Consider the following 17,365-nt stretch of genomic DNA (forward strand, 5'->3'; position numbering starts at 1 on the left):
AATTAGGTAGATACTATTATGTTTTGGAGAAAAAGGAAAAATATACAAATGATAATATTATTATCTTTAATGATGACCAGCGAATAGTGTAAATACTGCTATTAGTAAAAATCCACTGGATGCCCATGTTAAAAATGAAAGGAAAGAGAGTTGTCTCTTTGCCTTCCAAAGCATTTCATGAATTGTGACATAACCAAGTGAACCGATAGCACTCCACATAATGAGCCCTTGTAAATGTAGAGCTTTTCCTTCCAGCAAAATGCCAAAAACAGTACCTGTGCCGAGGATAAGAGAAAGTAATAAAGTTGTTAATAAAAATGAAATATATTTATGCTTTGTAAAGAGGAAGGGGATGATTAATGCTAAGCCTTCAGGAATATGGTGAACGACGATTGCTATTAAAAAAGGTATGGCAGAGTCAGCATGATTAATAAAAGCAGTACCTAAAGCAAATCCACTCGGCAAATTATGAATAAATATAGCGAAAGAGAGAAAAAGGAAAGTTTGCCAAGCTTGTTGATCTTTTTTATGTCTCATTGGATGATGACAATAATTATCTAATAAGCTCATAACTAAAATACCGATAGCTATACCAAGTATAGGCCCAATCATTTCAAAGCTTGAAAATGTTTCAGGAATAATTTCAAGTGATAAAAGTCCAAGCAAAATTCCGCCGCATAATGCGTATAAACGATGCATTTTTTCTTCAATTAGCTGACGGGTAGCAATGCCGACAGCACCACCTAATAGTAATCCACCGAATGAAAAAAATGTAACTATTATAGGAATCCATAAACGTTCCATCGTATCACACTCCGATTCTTCCACTTATTTTTAGCTTACGAAAAGGAAAGTTAGATTAGTCCAAGTAATTGTGTTTGATTATAGAGAAAGAACTAATAATTCGTTATAATTTATATATTAAATATAAGTGGAAAATGAAATGGGGAATACGTTTGCAAACAAAGTGGAGTCTATCTGAATATGAAAATGCTAAACGATATGATGTGGAAAATAAAAGTCTGTCAGATTTTCCGTTTTTACTATCATGGGCACAAAAACTAAGTATACAAAATGAATGGATTCTAGATATTGCTTGCGGAACAGGAAGAGTTACCATTCCCTTTATAGAAAACGGATATAAAATGATCGGTGTAGATATACATGAAGGAATGCTTGCTGAAGCAAAGACAAAAACTACGGATTGTAAGAAGGTAAAATGGTTACAACAAGACTGTTTACAACTAAGCATGAATGAAACAATTTCGTTAGCATTTATGGTTGGTCATGGATTCCAGCATTTCCTTACGAATACAGATCAAAATCAGTTATTAACATCTATTCATCATGTGTTAGCTGATAATGGTATATTTATATTCGATACACGTTTTCCTTCAAAAGAAGAATTAATACAACCATCTACAGAAGAATATTGGACAACTGTTAGTGATGAAAAGGGAAGAAAATGTGATCTATATACTGAAATGACATATGATTCAATTCAGCAAATACAGCACTACATAACAACAAGAAGGTTTTATGAGGACGATGTACTAGTAGAGGAACTGAAAACAACGATAGATCTTCGCTATACGTATCCGCAGGAGTTAGAAAGATTATTAGTAGCGAATGGTTTTGAATTATTACATATATATAATGATTGGGAAGGAAATGAGTTAGGAGAAGACTGCTATTCTATGGTAGTAGTTTGCCGGAAGAAAAAATAGTGTTATTTTTATGATATGAGTGTGAAAAGCACTTAAGGAGAGAAAAAGATGACTTGGTACTTAGATAATGTTTATGAAATAAATAAAGAAGCGCCCTATACATTCTATCTTCCTAGCTTAGAAGTGTTGGAGAAATTAAAGGTTGGAGATTTGGTAAAGCTAATTTTTGTATCTAAAAATGAGGAAGAAGATGGGTTTCATGGTGAAAGAATGTGGGTTGAAATTACTGAAAGAAACGAGAAAAATTTTGTAGGGACACTCAATAATAATCCGTATCGTTTAGATTTAAAAGTGGGTGATAAAATTTTATTTGGAATTGAAAATATATGTGATACGGAATATAACGATCCAGCTTCAAAAGATTGGGACTTTTATTTTGATACGAAGGTAATTGTTAGTGATGATGTACTTGAAAAAAGAGAATTTAACTTTATGCTTAAAGAGGATTCAAGAGAAAAAGGTGACTCTGGTTGGTCAATACTGAGTGGTTATGAAAGTGATGACTATGTCAATAATCCTAAAAACTTTCAAATTATTTCAATTGGAGTCATTTTGAATATAGATGATTCTATTTTAAAATTTCTTGAGGAACCACCTTTATGTGCATATGAAAGAAATGATGAAGGTAGATTCTATAAAATTGAAGACTACGATTGGGATGCATATTTAAATGGATAGAAAAATTTACCATGTTTTAAAGAAAAGTACATTTTGTTTCGGAATCGTATTTATGTTTTTATTAAGCGGATGTATTAGTTTTGATAAAGAAACTACAGATACTATATACTTAATTCCTGAAGAGTACGAAGGGGATTTGATTGTTGTGTACAACGTACCTGGTGCTAAGTTGTTACCGAAGGAAGAGGAGTTTAGTATTGTCACTTTCGCAGCTGACGGGACTGCTTTGACATCTACAAAAAATATGAAATATGGCACGGTAAATGATTTATCCCACTTTAATGGGCAGTAAGACCCCCACCTCAAAATGCAGCGAAAGCAAAGAAGTTAGGTGGGGGATTAACTGCCCATAAAAGTCCGATTGGTTCAACTAATAATCAGTGGGGGATGAACAAAACCCCCACTGATTAAAGTTTCACTTTATATTACACAGTAAATAAAGAAGGTCAGCGTACAAAAATTGATTCGAGCTGTATACACTTTGCTTCAACTGGAAGTAGAAGCGAAAATTCGTGGGAATTTCCAGTTGCAAACTTAGAAGTAACTCGTACAGCATGTTCTCAAAAATTTTCAGCCAATGGCAGAGAGGTACTAGAGAATCAAGAACATCCTGCTGAAAAGAAGATGAGAGATTTAATGCAGCATGTACAAGAACAGTATATGAATAAAGTGAAATAGTTATTATGTTAGATCGCAGAAATTTAAAAGTGGTGGAAATTGAAGAGAGTAGTAAATGGAGGGTTTTGTAATGCAGCAAATTAAAAAAATAGGAAACTCATTTTGGTATATGACACCTGTTTCTGAAACAGATAGACCTATATTAGGAATGGTCGTTGGAAAAGAAAAAACGTTAATGATTGATGCAGGGAATTCAGAAGAACATGCACAATTATTTCTAGAAATGCTACAAGAACAGAATGTATTAGGTCCGGATTTCGTAGCATTAACGCATTGGCACTGGGATCATATTTTTGGATTGCCTGTACTACAAAATGCATTAACTATTGCGCATGCTGAAACGAAAAAAGAAATGCAATCACTAGTATCTTATGAATGGACAGATGAAGCGTTGGACGCACGCGTAAAAGAGGGCACTGAAATTGCATTTTGTGCGGATTGCATTAAAAAAGAGTTTGAAGAAAAAGCGAGACATATTAAAATTATCCCTCCAACCTTAACGTTCCAGGATCAAATTGAATTAGACCTTGGTGAAGTGACATGCGTGTTAAAACATGTCGGCGGAGATCATGCACATGATTCAGTTGTTATTTACGTGAAAGAAGAAAAGATATTATTTTTAGGAGACTGTATATATGCAGATATCTTTTCTTCAAAGTGGAACTATACGACGAAACGAACGTTTAAATTAATAGATGAATTAGAGAAATTTGATGCGGAGACATATATTCTGTCTCATGGTATAGCTATAAGTCGGGATGAATTTTTAAAAGAGATGTATTTGCTAAAAACAGTAGGAACATATACAGAAGCTCATAAAGGCGATGAAGAGAATATAAAGGAAGCGTATAGACAAGACGTAAATAGAGAATTAAATGAAGATGAAATAGAAACAATAACGTTTTTTGTAAATGGTTATGAAATGAATAATCTGTAAAACACAACATGAATCAAATATAATTAAATTGCACAAAAAGAGTATTGAAATGTAATTCAATACTTTTTTTAATAGTTAAATATATAGTTTTAACCAAATTCTAAATATGGGAGTTCATCGTCTGAAGCAATATCATTCTATCTATTTTTCGTATAGATAGAGGTTCAAGTAGAAGCTTTCTTTGCTAATTCAGTTATATAGTTAAAAAATCCATTGTGGTTTACATCATATACTACATTTACAGGTCGTCCATCAACAGTTTCCATTGTACGCCCCTGGCTAGGTCCATATGTATGAACAGTACTATTAATTGTTTGTAATTTTGCAAGATCAGATTTCCCTACAAACGCAGCAGTTAATACATCCCACAAATAGTAAGTAGAGTTTGTTGAGAAGTGAACGAGAGGAGGGACCATTGCATAGCATTGACCAAGAAAATCAATCCCAATATATTTTCTCTCTTTTGCCCAACGTTCACGTATGTCTATAGTTAATGGAACTTGGTTTGTACTTTCTAACGTTACTAAGACGATTTCAATTTTTGATTCCCATACACGTGCTACTGCTTCAGGATCCCAAAATGAATTCCACTCAGCTGTTCCATCATGTTCTGGTTCATGTACATTGCCGGCAGTACGAAATGTGCCTCCCATCCAAATAAGACGTTCAATTTTTTCTTTGATTACTGGTGCTTCATATAGTGCACGCGCTAAATCGGTAAGAGGACCCGTAAATAATAAAGTTGTTTTCTCTTCAGTTTGTAGTAAAGTTTCAATTAAATGATGATGTGCAGGTTTTTCTGCTACGGGTGTTACAACTTTTCCAGACTCATTTAAAATTGGTAAAGCATCTACATAAAATGCATGCATCCGCCAATCTTTTGGAAATGGATTTTTGGCACGGGAATTTGATGCGGCTACTTCAATATTTCCTTTGCCGAAGCGATCAATAATTTTGCGACTTGCAGACATTGCTGGTTCTAAATAGCAATCTGCAGGGATAACTGAAACCCCTGTAAGCTTGACATTATCCATCTGAAGTAATAAAAATAGTGAAATTAAATCATCTATACCACCATCATGATTAAAGTACACTTTTTTCATCATTGTAATCTCCATCCTATATGATTTAGTTAGGAACTAAATATGAACTTCGGAAAAATCATCAATAATTTCCATCACTTCAATTTTTCCATTGATTAGTAACTCAGGAAGTTCATTACTGACGTTTCCTTTCCAATACTCTCTAGCTTGTTCAATTTTTTGAGAGAAAGGAATACCGTCTTCTTTCGGTAAAAGATTTCCGTTGCCTTCAAACCAATTTCCTATCACTCGTAGTTTAACAATCTGCAAAACCTCTCGATTATAGGAATCAAATAATGCTTTCCATTTCAAAGCATCTTCATAGCTCCTTGCAGCATATAAACAAGACAATCTTGACGGATAATCAGGATACTCTTGTAGCCTAACCATCTCCACAATTGTTTCTCTAACGGCTCTAATTGTTTGATCCATATAATCCATAATTACTGTAGCATTTTCATTCTTTATATGTAATTCTTCATTTGTATAATGTTCTTTTAAAATTTGGATTGCATCTTTACCGTTAGAATTTAAATGTTCTCTTTCAAAAAAGAAATGAAATAGGGTATTCTTTTGATTTTTATCGAAATGCATGATTTGTCCAATCTTCATTTTTTTCTTTGTTACGATGTGATATGCGCAAAACTCTTGTTCATACATAGTTATCCTCCTAGTAGTAATGTAATTCAATGTTACATTTAATAATTCAACATTGAAATATATATAACCTTTATAAGTAAAAGTGCGAATTTGAGCAGATAGGAAAGAAAAGATGATAACGCTTTAAATTTGTTCACAAAATGTTCACTTACGAAGCGGTTTCCATAATCGATATAATGACAAAGACTTAAACAGAAAGGATGATAGAAATTGCCAACAACAAGAAAGGAAAACCTCCAGTTTGGTATGATGATGTGCCTTGGGATGGTTATTGTAATGACGTTTTATAATTTATTGATGAACGGAACAGGGGGACAAATTCATATTAAGGAGATCGCATTAGAACTAATAATTGGCTTCATTATTGCACTATTAATTGAAATATGTATCGTTGGACCTTGTGCGAAAAAAATTGTCTTCACGATACCATTCGATAAATCGAAAAAAGTAAATGTTATTATTGCGATGGCGACAGCTATGGTTATTGGAATGGTTTTCTTCATGACGTTTTATGGTATGGCTATGATGTATTTGCATAATGGGTTACATGGTGAATCATTCGTTTCAATGTATTTCTCGATTTTTATTAAAAACTTCATTATGGCGTATCCATTACAATTAATTATTATGGGGCCGCTTGTGCGTTTCTTATTTGGAAAGTTTGTTTTGAAGAATAAATCTGTTAATGTAGCATAAATTGATACGTATTATTAGTTTATAAAAATTATATAATATTAATTCGATCTATTGAATGATTGTTGCATGCTGATTTATAAAATACGTTTAGTTAAGTTGAAAATTTGTAAAAATAAAAGGGCATTAAGAGTCAAAAGAAAAAATATAAGTATGGCTATGTGAGAGAATGAGATTTTAAAGCGAAACAGTAATATTAGAAAGAGGGTTGCAATTGCAACTCTCTTTCCACACTTCTATAAGATTTTCTATATCTTGGAATATGATATATATAAGAGTAAGTGTAAAGAAATCAAATGATTATATGTGCATTGATAGGTTTATTGCTTCGATTGAACCAACTCAAAAAAGGATTGTACGTTTTGTGGATTTGAAAAATTGTCAAATACAATAAAATCGTCTTTATAGTTCATAGTTATTTTTTTGATAAAGGGGATCGCAGACATTTCTAGCACTATCCCATCTGTATGATTGAAATTTTGTATCTCGGTGTATAGAAATTCCCATTTTAGTCCTTTTCCAAACATGGCATCAGAGCAGAACAATAATTTTTTATTTGTAGCAACTAAAATACCAGATCGGCTCATATAACCAAAATTTATTACGCAGTAGAGTGTAGAAAGAATATTTTCCTCATTGTTTAAGTATTTTTTTATTGTACTTAGATTTGCCTTCATAAGTAGGTCTCCTTATCGTTGAAAGAAAATTTTATAGTTATTAAATTTATTTTACCATATATTATTCTTAATGGATTTATAATCGTATAAGTAGAAAAAATTTCGCTAGAATGGGAATGTGTAGTGCTGACTTTTAGGTAAAGGATGAGAAGAGAGCCCGTATCAGTTTCTTGTACAATAAAAAAACAAAAAATAGTGGTATATGTGTGTAATATGGCGTAAATACATTCTAGATAAAGGGTAAACGAAATTAGATTTTATACTTTGAACCGTTTTAATGGAAGCGGGAACCGATTCAATCACTTCCCGATAGTTGAGTTTTTGTAATGAAGTAGATGAGTGTAAGTAATGGTTTTAGAAAAGGAGAATATGACCGGAAATTAAAATATTACTAAATATACGTAACTAATGAATACAATGTCTTTTTCAGTTATTATGCTGTAAATAATTTTATGATAAAATCTTTTACATAATGAAATAAAGGGGTAGTATTCAATGGGTTATTTCTCAAATGGTTTATTAATTCTGTTTGTGCTTATCGTATGCAGTTGTATAATTTTTGGTTGATCATATAATGAGAGTCTTATAAAAAAGAAGCTATCTTAATTGAGATAACTTCTTTTTATTTTAGGTTAAGAAGGAATTATCTTGTTCTCATGGAAGTTTGTTTAAGTTAATTTCATATTAAAGGTAATTTTATGAAATACAAACAATCGAGAGTATAAGGAGTATTCACATGAATAATAGTATAAATTATACAATGGAACACCCAACAAATTTCAATGGATTATTAACTGTATATGAATCTTTAGGATGGAATTCTCTTCAATTATCGGTTAATGATTTAGAACAAATGTGTAAACAAAGTTGGTATGCAATGTATGCTTTTGATGTTAAGAAGCTGGTAGGGATGGGGCGCATTATATCGGATGGTGTAATAACAGGCGTTATTTGTGGTGTTTGTGTATTGCCAGAGTATCAGTCCATTGGTATTGGAAAAGAAATAGTAAAGCGATTAATTCATCACTGCGAACAAAACAAGGTTATTCCTCAACTTATGTGTGTGGAAAAATTGCAACCTTATTATGAATCTATAGGGTTTGAGGCATTTTCTGTTGGAATGACAAAACATATTATAAGATAGTGGGGCTTTAACTTTGTTGTTTACTTATACATATTTTTAAAATGAATAATAAAAAAGCATGTTTGAATTTTTCAAACATGCTCTTTTATTAAATGAAATCTATTCATATTAACGTCCTAACCCGTTCCAATAAAAAGAAACGATTTCTTGTGCTAATTCATCTATATTTGTAAGAATAGGATTGTGATTCTCATCTTTAAAATTCCCAATTGATAATAAAGATACGAATGCATGAGCCACAAACTTAGCGTTTCCTTTTGGGATTTCTCCAATTTGCATCGCGTTATCGAGTGCTTTTTCTAATACTTCATACATGTTGTCTTCAGCATTTTTTAATTGTCTTAATTGTTCTTCAGATAACGATAGCTTTGCATCTTTCATAAAATTCTTCATATCAATATCCATCGTTGCGTGTAAGTAGACTTTAGCAAAGTCCAATAATCTTTCTTTTAAAGTCTTATTTGTAGAAAGGATTTGAGACATATTCTCGCGTATACGTACCATCATTTGAATCATAGTAGCGGTAAATAAATCTGCTTTTGTTGAATAGTAATAGTAGACGGTTGCTTTCGTAACCCCACAAACTTTTGCGACTTCATCCATGGAAACGACTTGATAATTTTGAGTCAGAAATAGCCGAGTTGCCACTTCCAAAATGGTTTCTTTTGTAGATTTTGTATTTTTATTTTGACGAGGCCTTCCAAGAGGACGTTGTTTTTGTTCCAAATCTATTCGCTCCTGACATGTATTGTTGAGATAATTATAACACAAATTTTTATTCATTCTTGATTAATTAACCGACCAGTATATATAATTAATGGTGGAGGAGAAAAGGAAGGTGGGTTTTTATGAAAAAGCACCCGTTACATATGTTAGGGAGGCTTGTAGCAGGGAAGCATACACAATGGATAACTTTATCGGTATGGATTCTTATTACATTAGTACTTTCATTTACGTTACCGCAAGTAAACAGTACGAAAGAACCGAATCCGAAAAATTTACCTGAAACAGCTATGTCGCAGCAAGCGGAAGCACTTATGAAAAAAGAGTTTCCGAATAATGCAGGGAATCCTTTATTAGTAGTATGGTATAGAGATGGTGGATTACAGTCGCAGGATTATAAACTCATACAAGACGTTTATAAAGAGTTAAAAGCTAGTCCTTTAAAGGAGCAATCAACATTACCGCCATTTGATACAATCCCGGAACAAGTATTATCAAAAAGTGCATCAAAAGATGGTACATCATTTGTTACACCAGTATTCTTTAACAAGGCTGCTGGAACAGATATATTAAAAGGAAATCTTGATGATTTAAGAAAGATAGTGAATAGTAAGGTGGATGTAGATCCATTTAAACAAAAAATAAGTGATTCTGGGTTACATGTTCGATTATCTGGACCAGTAGGCATTCAAACAGATGCAGTTAGTTTGTTTAGTCAAGCAGATGTGAAATTATTAATTGCAACTGTACTACTCGTATTAGTCCTATTAATTTTACTGTACCGTTCACCAATTTTAGCAATTTTACCTTTACTTGTTGTTGGTTTTGCATACGGTATTATTAGTCCGACGCTTGGGTTTTTAGCTGATCACGGATGGATTAAAGTAGATGCACAGGCGATATCAATTATGACTGTACTATTGTTTGGTGCTGGAACGGATTATTGTCTATTTTTAATTTCGAGATATCGAGAATACTTGCTAGAAGAAGAAAGTAAATATAAGGCATTGCAACTTGCAATTAAAGCTTCTGGCGGAGCAATTATAATGAGTGCATTAACTGTTGTACTTGGATTAGGAACATTATTACTTGCTCATTATGGTGCCTTTCATCGATTTGCAGTGCCATTTAGTGTAGCTGTATTCATAATGGGAATTGCTGCTTTAACGATTTTACCAGCGTTATTATTAATTTTCGGTAGAACTGCATTCTTCCCATTTATACCAAGAACAACTTCGATGAATGAGGAATTAGCAAGAAGGAAAAAGAAAGTAGGAAAAGTTAAAAAATCAAAAGGCACCTTTAGTAAAAAACTTGGGGATGTTGTAGTACGAAGACCGTGGACAATAATTATGCTCACTGTATTTGTATTAGGTGGATTGGCATCATTTGTACCACGTATTCAATACACATACGACTTATTAGAATCGTTTCCTAAAGATATGCCTTCACGCGAAGGATTTACGTTAATTAGTGATCATTTCTCAGCTGGTGAACTAGCGCCAGTAAAAGTTATTGTTGATACGAAAGGAAAAGAGCTTCCTATAAAAGCAGAACTAGAGAAATTTTCTTTTGTAAATACAGTTAAAGATCCAAAAGAGGGTAAAGAAAATAAGCAAATACAAATGTATGAAGTTTCCTTAGCTGAAAATCCATACTCTATTGAAGCGTTAGATCAAATACCTAAATTGAAAAATAGTGTAGAAAGAGTATTCAAAGATGCTGGGATTAGTAATGCAGAAGATCAACTATGGATTGGCGGAGAAACAGCTTCATTATATGATACTAAGCAAATTACGGAACGTGATGAAGCAGTTATTATTCCAGTAATGATTAGTATTATAGCTTTATTATTAATGGTTTACTTACGATCAATTGTTGCGATGATTTATTTAATTGTAACTGTTGTATTATCATTCTTCTCGGCACTAGGAGCAGGGTGGCTATTACTTCATTATGGTATGGGAGCACCGGCCATTCAAGGTGCGATACCGTTATACGCATTCGTATTTTTAGTTGCTTTAGGTGAAGATTATAATATCTTTATGGTTTCAGAAATATGGAAAAACAGAAAAACACAAAATCATTTGGATGCAGTGAAAAATGGGGTTATACAAACAGGTAGTGTCATTACATCGGCAGGTTTAATTTTAGCAGGAACTTTTGCGGTATTAGGTACACTTCCAATTCAAGTTCTTGTTCAATTTGGTATTGTAACTGCAATTGGTGTACTACTAGATACATTTATTGTTAGACCGTTACTTGTACCAGCAATTACAGTTGCTCTAGGACGCTTTGCTTTTTGGCCAGGAAAGCTTTCAAGAAAGAGTGAAGAAGTACAAAAGATGGATGCATAGTTAAGAAAGCCAAGGATATTTTCCTTGGCTTTCTTCTATGTAGTACATTAATTTTTTGAAGTCAAATCTTCAGTTTCAGCGTGATCAGCATCTTCAATAGCAGTTTCTGGCATTCCATATAAGCCGTTCATTGCTTGTTCTTCGATACTAAGATTTGCAGTATTATCATTTTGAATAGGTGTAGCGTTTTCGGTAACATTTTCTTTTTTATTTATATTTTTATTATTCATGTAGACATCCTCCAAATTTCATTTGATTTATGTATAGTATGTGGTTGGATTTCTAGAAATATGTGAATGGATATTTTATAGATGTAAAATGAAAATCTTAAACGAAAAGGAATAAATAGTTATGATAAAAAACCAGTGAGTTAGCTTTCTAAAATATAAATAAGTATTTATAGGGAGTATTAGTTCGTTTGTAATTTAATGGTAAATGGATATAAAAGTTTTAATTCCCTATATTTCACAACTGGTGAAGCGTTCAAATATTTTAGTAGGGGGTGAAATAAAGGGAATTACGTGAGCATTGAAAAGATGAAACCCTAATTCATAATATGGAAAAATTGTATTGGAGAGCATTTGAGAAAACAAGTTTCAATGAAATGATCAAACGAATAAAAAGACATATAGAATATACAGGTTTTAAAGGTATAGTAGAAATGAATAAGGAAAATGAAGTCTTTGGTTTACAAACAGGTAGTGTTGTTATATCCGCAGGTTTAATTTTAGCAGGAACTTTTGCAGTATTAGGTACACTTCTAATTCAAGTTCTTGTTCAATTCGGTATTGTAACTGCAATTTGTGTACTACTAGATATGTTTATTGTAAGATCATTACTTGTACCAGCAATTACAGTTGTTTTAGGTCGCTTTGCTTTTTTGCAAGGAAGGCATTGGAAAGAAGAGAAGTAATTTAAGAAATAGAGATACTTTATAAAAAAGAAGGTTGCCGACAAAGTCAGTAAAACTGATTTTATCAGCAACCTTTTTTATACGTTAGATAGATTAATCATAGTTATTTTCAGTATAAACGATGAAAACTATGGCTGCCGAATTGTTAAATGAATTGAAATTTTCTTATCAGACATAATAATTTGTAAGAAATTCCATTGAGTGAGAAATTTTCTATATTATATGTTGTGATAGGATGAGTAAAATGTGGGACACAATTATCGTTTATTTTCCAAAGTGGAAAATTTTTTTACAAGCTTTTATTGTATTTATAATTCCATATGTTGTTTCAAAGTTCTTTAGTTGGATTCGTCAATTAGAAAAAGAATAATCCAACAAACTAATTTGAAATTAATGTTAGATTCAATCGAAGAAGAATATGGACATTTGTAGAAGGGGAGTACTAGGGAAGGAAGTTAATAGGTTCGAATGTACTTGAAGCTTTGTAAGAAAGAGTGATAAAGGTGAAGGAACAGGATTCAATGGTTAATCAAAGTCAAGGACAGGCTAAAACAAATGGGGATAATCCTACTCAAGTTTCTGAACATTATTTTACAGGTAATTTTAATTCGGATTTGGAGGCTATACAAAAAGAAATAATTTATAACTCGGATGTTAATTGTCGAGAGTTTAACATCGGCGGGACTAGCGTTCGAGCTGTTATTGTCTTTATTGAAGGGCTGTCTAATTTAGATCTTATTGATATGCATATTATGAAATCACTGATGTGTAATTTTTATGATAAGTATAAAGATGAATCACTTAATGTAAAAGGGAGCATTTCAAAAGAATTTATTAAAAACCGTGTTCTTCCTGTTAGTGGAATCGATGAAGTACAATCTATACAAAAAATGATGCCAAAAGTGTTAATGGGTTCAACGGCATTATTAATTGATGGAGTATCAGATGTATTAATACTAAATACAAAAAAGGGAAAAACGCGTAATGTGGAAGAACCAATATCAGAGGGATCAGTTAGAGGACCGCGGGTAGGTTTCACAGAAGTTTTGTCTGATAATACGGCCTTGTTACGTTTACACGGCGAAAATGAAGGGTTATCTTTAATAAAATTGCAAGTAGGAGAACGGGCAAAAAAAGATTTGGTTGTCGCCTTTATGAAAGAAATAGCTGATTTAGAATTAGTAGAAGAAGTTAAGAAGAGGATTCAGAAAATTAATATTGATAATGTACCGGAATCAGGTTATGTAGAACAATTAATAGAAGATAATTATCTTAGTCCCTTCCCACAAGTGCAGAGTACGGAACGGCCTGATAAAGTGGTTGCGGCATTAATGGAGGGAAGGGTTGCGATTTTATTAGATGGAACACCTTTTGCATTAATCGTTCCGGTTACATTTAGTATGATGATGCAATCACCTGAAGATTATTATGAGCGCTGGATACCCGGTACGTTGATTCGATTATTACGCTTTGTAACAGCTTTTATTGCATTATTTGCTCCAGCTCTATACATTTCATTTATATCATTTCATCCTGGATTGATTCCGACTAAATTGGCAATTTCAATTATAGGAGGACGAGAAGGCGTCCCGTTTCCTGCAATTATAGAAGGGTTATTTATGGAAATTGCTATCGAAATTTTAAGAGAAGCAGGACTGCGATTACCTAAACCGATTGGTTCAGCAATGGGGATAGTAGGAGGATTGATTATTGGGCAAGCTTCTGTGGAAGCAGGAATTGTGAGTCCAATTATGGTAATCATTGTCGCGGCCACAGCTATTTCTTCTTTTGCTCTTTCACATTATAGTACGGCAATCCCATTACGTATTCTTCGCTTTGTCGCAATGTTTTTCGCAGCGATATTTGGTTTATATGGAGTTGTGCTATTTTTCATCTTTATATGTAGTCATATTGCAAGGCTTAAAAGTTTTGGTGTACCTTATGCTAGTCCAGCTGTTTTATATCAATTTTCTGATTGGAAGGATTTTATGTTTCGAATGCCAATTCAGATGATGAAACGGCGTCCAAAAATGTTGAATTTAAAAGACTATGTAAGGAAAGGAAAAGAAAAGAAATGATAATTAATTCAAAAGATAAAATTCCAACGTCACAAGCAATTGTTATCCTGATTAATACTATACTTGCTATCGGCATTCTCACTTTACCTAGAACAGCAGCTGAGAAAATCCAAACACCTGATGTTTGGATAACTGTTATTTTAGGAGGGATAATTGCGATTGTTGCAGGAATAATTATCGTGAAATTAAGCCAACAATTTCCTGAACAAACATTTTATCAATATAGCCAGGAAATTGTAGGGAAATGTCTTGGAGTATTAATTAGCTTGTCGATTATCTGTTATTTTTTTTCATCTGCTTCATTTCAACTGAGAACGTTAACAGGTATAACTAGTTTCTTTCTATTAGAAGGTACGCCTGATTGGGCCATAATTATGCCATTTATGTGGATAAGTCTCTATTTAAACTTAGGAGGAATAAATGCGATAGGACGTATATTTGAAATTATTTTTCCCATTACAGTTCTTATTTTTTTAGTGACATCGTTTATGAGTGTCGGAATATTCGAATTTAATAACCTCCGTCCTGTATTGGGATTCGGGATTCTTCCTGCGTTAAAGGGTCTAAAAACAACAATAACGGCATATACGGGTGCAGAAATCATGTTATTCCTTTTAGCATTTATGAAGAAGCCCTCTCAAGCTGTAAAGGTTATTATTATTGGTACTACAATTCCAATATTTTTTTATGTCATTACAGTGGTGATGGTTATAGGTGCATTTTCTATCGATGGGGTATTAGTGAGAACATGGCCTACAATTGATCTTATGAGAAGTTTTGAGATTCAAGGTTTAGTTTTTGAACGATTTGAATCTTTGTTACTAGTGATATGGACTATGCAAATTTTTGCAACGTATACAATTTGTTATTATGCAGCTGCATTAGGACTAGCACAGATATTTAATAAGAATGTTCATTCCTTTTTGTATGGATTACTTCCAATAATATATATCATTGCAGGACTTCCAAAAAATATTAATGAGTTATTTGAACTTGGAAATATGATTAGTAACGGAGCAATAATATTATTTGGTATTATTCCTTTTCTTCTTCTTATGATTTCGAAGTGGAGGAAGCAAAGTTATGACTCAAAATCTTAAAATTAGAAAAATAATTATAAGATTAACGCTAATTGTTTTTCCTTTATTACTAACAGGGTGCTGGAGCGGTCGTGAAATTGAGGAATTGGGTTTTGCAATGGGTTTAGCAATAGATAAAGAACAAGAAACAAAGATTGAGAAAGAAATCGAAGAAGAGGGGGGGAGTTATAAAAATAAGAAGCACGCAATAACAACCACCTATCAATTTGTTAGAGCACAATCATCATCAAATGGAGGAAAAGGTGGAGTAGCGCAACAAAAAGCTTATATGAATGTTTCAGAAACAGGTGATTCACTTCATCAATCTATTCGTGAAGTAGCATTAAGAAGACAAAGGCCTATAATTTTTGATCATACGAAAGTAATAGTAGTAAGTGAAAAAATTATTCGAACATATAACATAACACAGTTGATGGATTTCTTTATTCGTGATAATGAGATGCGACCTAGTTGTCTTGTTATAGTTAGTAAAGGGCTTGCTAGAGATGCGTTAAAATCAAAAGAACCAGGAGAAATTCCAGCATTCCGCTTGCTGGAAATTGAGGGTAATCGGTATCGAACCTCACGATTATTAGCACCTGTGTCGCTTGCTAAACTACCAGGGAAGGTGAAATCTGGCGGGAGTTTTCTTTTGCCGAATGTAATTTCTATAAATGGTGAAGTGAAGTACGTTGGTGCTGCCGTAATTAAAGGAAGTACAAAAAAACTCCGTGGCTTTTTGAATGAAAGTGAATTAGAAGGTTTAACGTGGATAACTGCAAATGGAAAAGGTGGTTTAGTGAAAAGTTATGATAAAAAGACGAAAAAACCTGTTATGTATGAAATAAAATCTATAAAAGGTAAAATTAAATCCCATGTAAAAGGAGATAACATTTCTTTTGATGTAAATGTTCAGTCTGTAGGGCGAATATCTGAAAGTTGGGCGTCTGATGCGGCATTTAAAAATGCATTTCTCAAAAGAGCAGAGAAAACAACGGAACAAGAAGTGAAGCGATTGGTACATCATACATTACAAAAGATTCAAAAGGAATATAAAACTGACGTTGCTGGTTTCAGCACTAGTTTGAAAATCGAGTATCCAGAAGTATGGAAGAAAGTTGAAAAGAATTGGGATAAGGTGTTTAGTAAGATACCAATCAAATATAATGTTAAGCTGACGATTGAAGACTATGGTACGAAAAGCGCTTAACGAATGAAGAAAATGAAATACAAAAAAAGCTCTAAAGCGTGAATTTCTTTGAATATGCTCTAGAGCTTTTTATTGTGTAGGTTTATTGTATTTAGTAATATAAAGATATACAATTAGTTTTAATATTCTTTATTTTAAGATTACTTATAAAAACTTTGAAATATTATTACTAAAAATAGGAGGCATAAAATGAGAATATTACCTATAGGAAAAGAGCAAGTCATAATTATGAATATGGCAAAACTATATTGTAAAGTATTTGATAAAATAAATTTTGATGAAATGGTAGAACGAATTACAAAACAAATGGGGTATACAGATTTTAAAGGAGTGATAGCCCTAAATGATGAAAATGAAGTTGTTGGTTTTACTTATGGTTATCGTTCATTAGATGGACAGTACTATAATCAATTAATGAGAAAATCATTAAATTGTGGACAAGTAGAGCAATGGTTAGAAGATTGTTTTGAATTTGTAGAGTTAGCAGTTCACCCGCAATATCGAAATGAAGGACTTGGAACAACATTACATAATAAATTATTAGAAGGTATTTCAAATAGAACGAGTGTTTTAACAACACAAATAAACAATAAAAAGGCACGTTCTTTATATGAAAGATTAGATTGGATTGATGTATGAGAGCCATTTCATCCAAGTAAAAATGATGTTCCATATGTAATAATGGGAAAAAATTTAAAAATGAAAGTAAATGGATAACTATTTCGTTCA

16 protein-coding genes and 5 pseudogenes are annotated in these 17,365 nt (G+C 32.6%); 15 read left to right on the forward strand and 6 right to left on the reverse strand.

The genetic code is table 11. From position 1 onward, the window contains the following. Positions 1 to 66: 66 nt before the first annotated feature. Entirely contained in the window at positions 67 to 804 is a 738-nt protein-coding gene (locus ACZ76X_RS17180; protein ID WP_479851123.1) for a ZIP family metal transporter, read from the reverse strand. Between the two features lie 134 nt (positions 805 to 938). On the opposite strand from ACZ76X_RS17180, the gene ACZ76X_RS17185 reads away from it, so the two are divergent. The 5 genes and pseudogenes from ACZ76X_RS17185 (at position 939) to ACZ76X_RS17205 (ending at position 4,020) form a co-directional block, all read left to right on the forward strand. Beyond that, entirely contained in the window at positions 939 to 1,727 is a 789-nt protein-coding gene (locus ACZ76X_RS17185) for a class I SAM-dependent methyltransferase (protein ID WP_479851124.1), read from the forward strand. Positions 1,728 to 1,775: 48 nt separating this feature from the next. After that, a complete protein-coding gene (locus ACZ76X_RS17190; RefSeq protein WP_479851125.1) occupies positions 1,776 to 2,405 on the forward strand; it encodes an immunity protein Imm33 domain-containing protein in 630 nt (209 codons plus the stop codon). Then, positions 2,398 to 2,673: pseudogene (locus ACZ76X_RS17195) on the forward strand (DUF6843 domain-containing protein); the annotation flags it as partial. The gene ACZ76X_RS17190 and the pseudogene ACZ76X_RS17195, both read left to right, overlap by 8 nt. A gap of 152 nt (positions 2,674 to 2,825) precedes the next feature. After that, positions 2,826 to 3,083: pseudogene (locus ACZ76X_RS17200) on the forward strand (DUF6843 domain-containing protein); the annotation flags it as partial. Positions 3,084 to 3,153: 70 nt separating this feature from the next. Further along, complete coding sequence (locus ACZ76X_RS17205) at positions 3,154 to 4,020, forward strand: MBL fold metallo-hydrolase (protein WP_479851126.1); 867 nt, start codon at positions 3,154 to 3,156, stop codon at positions 4,018 to 4,020. 164 nt (positions 4,021 to 4,184) lie between these two features. Here ACZ76X_RS17205 and ACZ76X_RS17210 read toward each other — a convergent pair whose 3' ends face one another. Together ACZ76X_RS17210 and ACZ76X_RS17215 are read right to left on the reverse strand one after the other, a co-directional pair. Beyond that, on the reverse strand, positions 4,185 to 5,126 hold the full coding sequence (locus tag ACZ76X_RS17210) for a nucleoside hydrolase (protein WP_479851127.1): 942 nt from the start codon (positions 5,124 to 5,126) through the stop codon (positions 4,185 to 4,187). A gap of 33 nt (positions 5,127 to 5,159) precedes the next feature. After that, positions 5,160 to 5,762, reverse strand: a complete 603-nt coding sequence (locus ACZ76X_RS17215) for a DUF2441 domain-containing protein (RefSeq protein WP_479851128.1) — start codon at positions 5,760 to 5,762, stop codon at positions 5,160 to 5,162. Between the two features lie 210 nt (positions 5,763 to 5,972). Here ACZ76X_RS17215 and ACZ76X_RS17220 point away from each other — a divergent pair, with 210 nt between their 5' ends. After that, a complete protein-coding gene (locus ACZ76X_RS17220; RefSeq protein ID WP_479851129.1) occupies positions 5,973 to 6,458 on the forward strand; it encodes a DUF2798 domain-containing protein in 486 nt (161 codons plus the stop codon). A gap of 317 nt (positions 6,459 to 6,775) precedes the next feature. Here the strand turns inward: ACZ76X_RS17220 and ACZ76X_RS17225 are convergent, their stop codons facing one another. Further along, positions 6,776 to 7,132 (reverse strand): PH domain-containing protein, encoded by a 357-nt coding sequence (locus tag ACZ76X_RS17225; RefSeq protein WP_098670076.1) that lies wholly within the window; start codon positions 7,130 to 7,132, stop codon positions 6,776 to 6,778. 736 nt (positions 7,133 to 7,868) lie between these two features. On the opposite strand from ACZ76X_RS17225, the gene ACZ76X_RS17230 reads away from it, so the two are divergent. Beyond that, on the forward strand, positions 7,869 to 8,276 hold the full coding sequence (locus tag ACZ76X_RS17230) for a GNAT family N-acetyltransferase (RefSeq protein WP_479851130.1): 408 nt from the start codon (positions 7,869 to 7,871) through the stop codon (positions 8,274 to 8,276). Positions 8,277 to 8,384: 108 nt separating this feature from the next. On the opposite strand, the gene ACZ76X_RS17235 is transcribed toward ACZ76X_RS17230, so the two are convergent. Next, a complete protein-coding gene (locus ACZ76X_RS17235; protein ID WP_479851175.1) occupies positions 8,385 to 9,008 on the reverse strand; it encodes a TetR/AcrR family transcriptional regulator in 624 nt (207 codons plus the stop codon). Between the two features lie 116 nt (positions 9,009 to 9,124). On the opposite strand from ACZ76X_RS17235, the gene ACZ76X_RS17240 reads away from it, so the two are divergent. Continuing rightward, positions 9,125 to 11,356, forward strand: a complete 2,232-nt coding sequence (locus ACZ76X_RS17240; RefSeq protein ID WP_479851131.1) for an MMPL family transporter — start codon at positions 9,125 to 9,127, stop codon at positions 11,354 to 11,356. Between the two features lie 47 nt (positions 11,357 to 11,403). Here the strand turns inward: ACZ76X_RS17240 and ACZ76X_RS17245 are convergent, their stop codons facing one another. Next, positions 11,404 to 11,586 carry a DUF4021 family protein gene (locus ACZ76X_RS17245; protein WP_479851132.1) on the reverse strand — a complete coding sequence of 61 codons (183 nt, stop codon included), beginning with the start codon at positions 11,584 to 11,586 and terminating at the stop codon, positions 11,404 to 11,406. A 326-nt stretch (positions 11,587 to 11,912) separates the two neighbouring features. Here ACZ76X_RS17245 and ACZ76X_RS17250 point away from each other — a divergent pair. From ACZ76X_RS17250 to ACZ76X_RS17280, 7 genes and pseudogenes are all read left to right on the forward strand, one after another. Further along, positions 11,913 to 12,056, forward strand: a pseudogene (locus ACZ76X_RS17250) (GNAT family N-acetyltransferase); the annotation flags it as partial. Beyond that, a pseudogene (locus ACZ76X_RS17255) lies at positions 12,045 to 12,294 on the forward strand (MMPL family transporter); the annotation flags it as partial. The pseudogenes ACZ76X_RS17250 and ACZ76X_RS17255, both read left to right, overlap by 12 nt. A gap of 219 nt (positions 12,295 to 12,513) precedes the next feature. Beyond that, complete coding sequence (locus ACZ76X_RS17260; RefSeq protein WP_479851181.1) at positions 12,514 to 12,639, forward strand: hypothetical protein; 126 nt, start codon at positions 12,514 to 12,516, stop codon at positions 12,637 to 12,639. Positions 12,640 to 12,766: 127 nt separating this feature from the next. Further along, entirely contained in the window at positions 12,767 to 14,347 is a 1,581-nt protein-coding gene (locus ACZ76X_RS17265; RefSeq protein ID WP_479851176.1) for a spore germination protein, read from the forward strand. Continuing rightward, positions 14,344 to 15,447: a GerAB/ArcD/ProY family transporter gene (locus ACZ76X_RS17270; protein ID WP_479851133.1), complete on the forward strand. Its 1,104-nt coding sequence runs from the start codon at positions 14,344 to 14,346 to the stop codon at positions 15,445 to 15,447. The genes ACZ76X_RS17265 and ACZ76X_RS17270 overlap by 4 nt, the downstream gene beginning before the upstream one ends. Beyond that, a complete protein-coding gene (locus tag ACZ76X_RS17275) occupies positions 15,431 to 16,636 on the forward strand; it encodes a Ger(x)C family spore germination protein (RefSeq protein WP_479851134.1) in 1,206 nt (401 codons plus the stop codon). Before ACZ76X_RS17270 ends, ACZ76X_RS17275 begins: the two co-directional genes overlap by 17 nt. Positions 16,637 to 16,825: 189 nt before the next feature. Next, a pseudogene (locus tag ACZ76X_RS17280) lies at positions 16,826 to 17,353 on the forward strand (GNAT family N-acetyltransferase). Positions 17,354 to 17,365: the final 12 nt, after the last annotated feature.

This window comes from Bacillus sp. BC05(2025) (genome assembly GCF_056725905.1).

Bases quoted from the DNA above. Each gene is read 5' to 3' on its own strand.
- ACZ76X_RS17205 (WP_479851126.1), top strand. From the start codon at position 3,154: ATGCAGCAAATTAAAAAAATAGGAAACTCATTTTGGTATATGACACCT.
- ACZ76X_RS17270 (WP_479851133.1), top strand. From the start codon at position 14,344: ATGATAATTAATTCAAAAGATAAAATTCCAACGTCACAAGCAATTGTT.
- ACZ76X_RS17185 (WP_479851124.1), top strand. From the start codon at position 939: ATGAAATGGGGAATACGTTTGCAAACAAAGTGGAGTCTATCTGAATAT.
- ACZ76X_RS17225 (WP_098670076.1), bottom strand. From the start codon at position 7,132: ATGAAGGCAAATCTAAGTACAATAAAAAAATACTTAAACAATGAGGAA.
- ACZ76X_RS17245 (WP_479851132.1), bottom strand. From the start codon at position 11,586: ATGAATAATAAAAATATAAATAAAAAAGAAAATGTTACCGAAAACGCT.
- ACZ76X_RS17260 (WP_479851181.1), top strand. From the start codon at position 12,514: ATGTGGGACACAATTATCGTTTATTTTCCAAAGTGGAAAATTTTTTTA.
- ACZ76X_RS17240 (WP_479851131.1), top strand. From the start codon at position 9,125: ATGAAAAAGCACCCGTTACATATGTTAGGGAGGCTTGTAGCAGGGAAG.
- ACZ76X_RS17275 (WP_479851134.1), top strand. From the start codon at position 15,431: ATGACTCAAAATCTTAAAATTAGAAAAATAATTATAAGATTAACGCTA.
- ACZ76X_RS17215 (WP_479851128.1), bottom strand. From the start codon at position 5,762: ATGTATGAACAAGAGTTTTGCGCATATCACATCGTAACAAAGAAAAAA.
- ACZ76X_RS17230 (WP_479851130.1), top strand. From the start codon at position 7,869: ATGAATAATAGTATAAATTATACAATGGAACACCCAACAAATTTCAAT.
- ACZ76X_RS17210 (WP_479851127.1), bottom strand. From the start codon at position 5,126: ATGATGAAAAAAGTGTACTTTAATCATGATGGTGGTATAGATGATTTA.
- ACZ76X_RS17190 (WP_479851125.1), top strand. From the start codon at position 1,776: ATGACTTGGTACTTAGATAATGTTTATGAAATAAATAAAGAAGCGCCC.
- ACZ76X_RS17180 (WP_479851123.1), bottom strand. From the start codon at position 804: ATGGAACGTTTATGGATTCCTATAATAGTTACATTTTTTTCATTCGGT.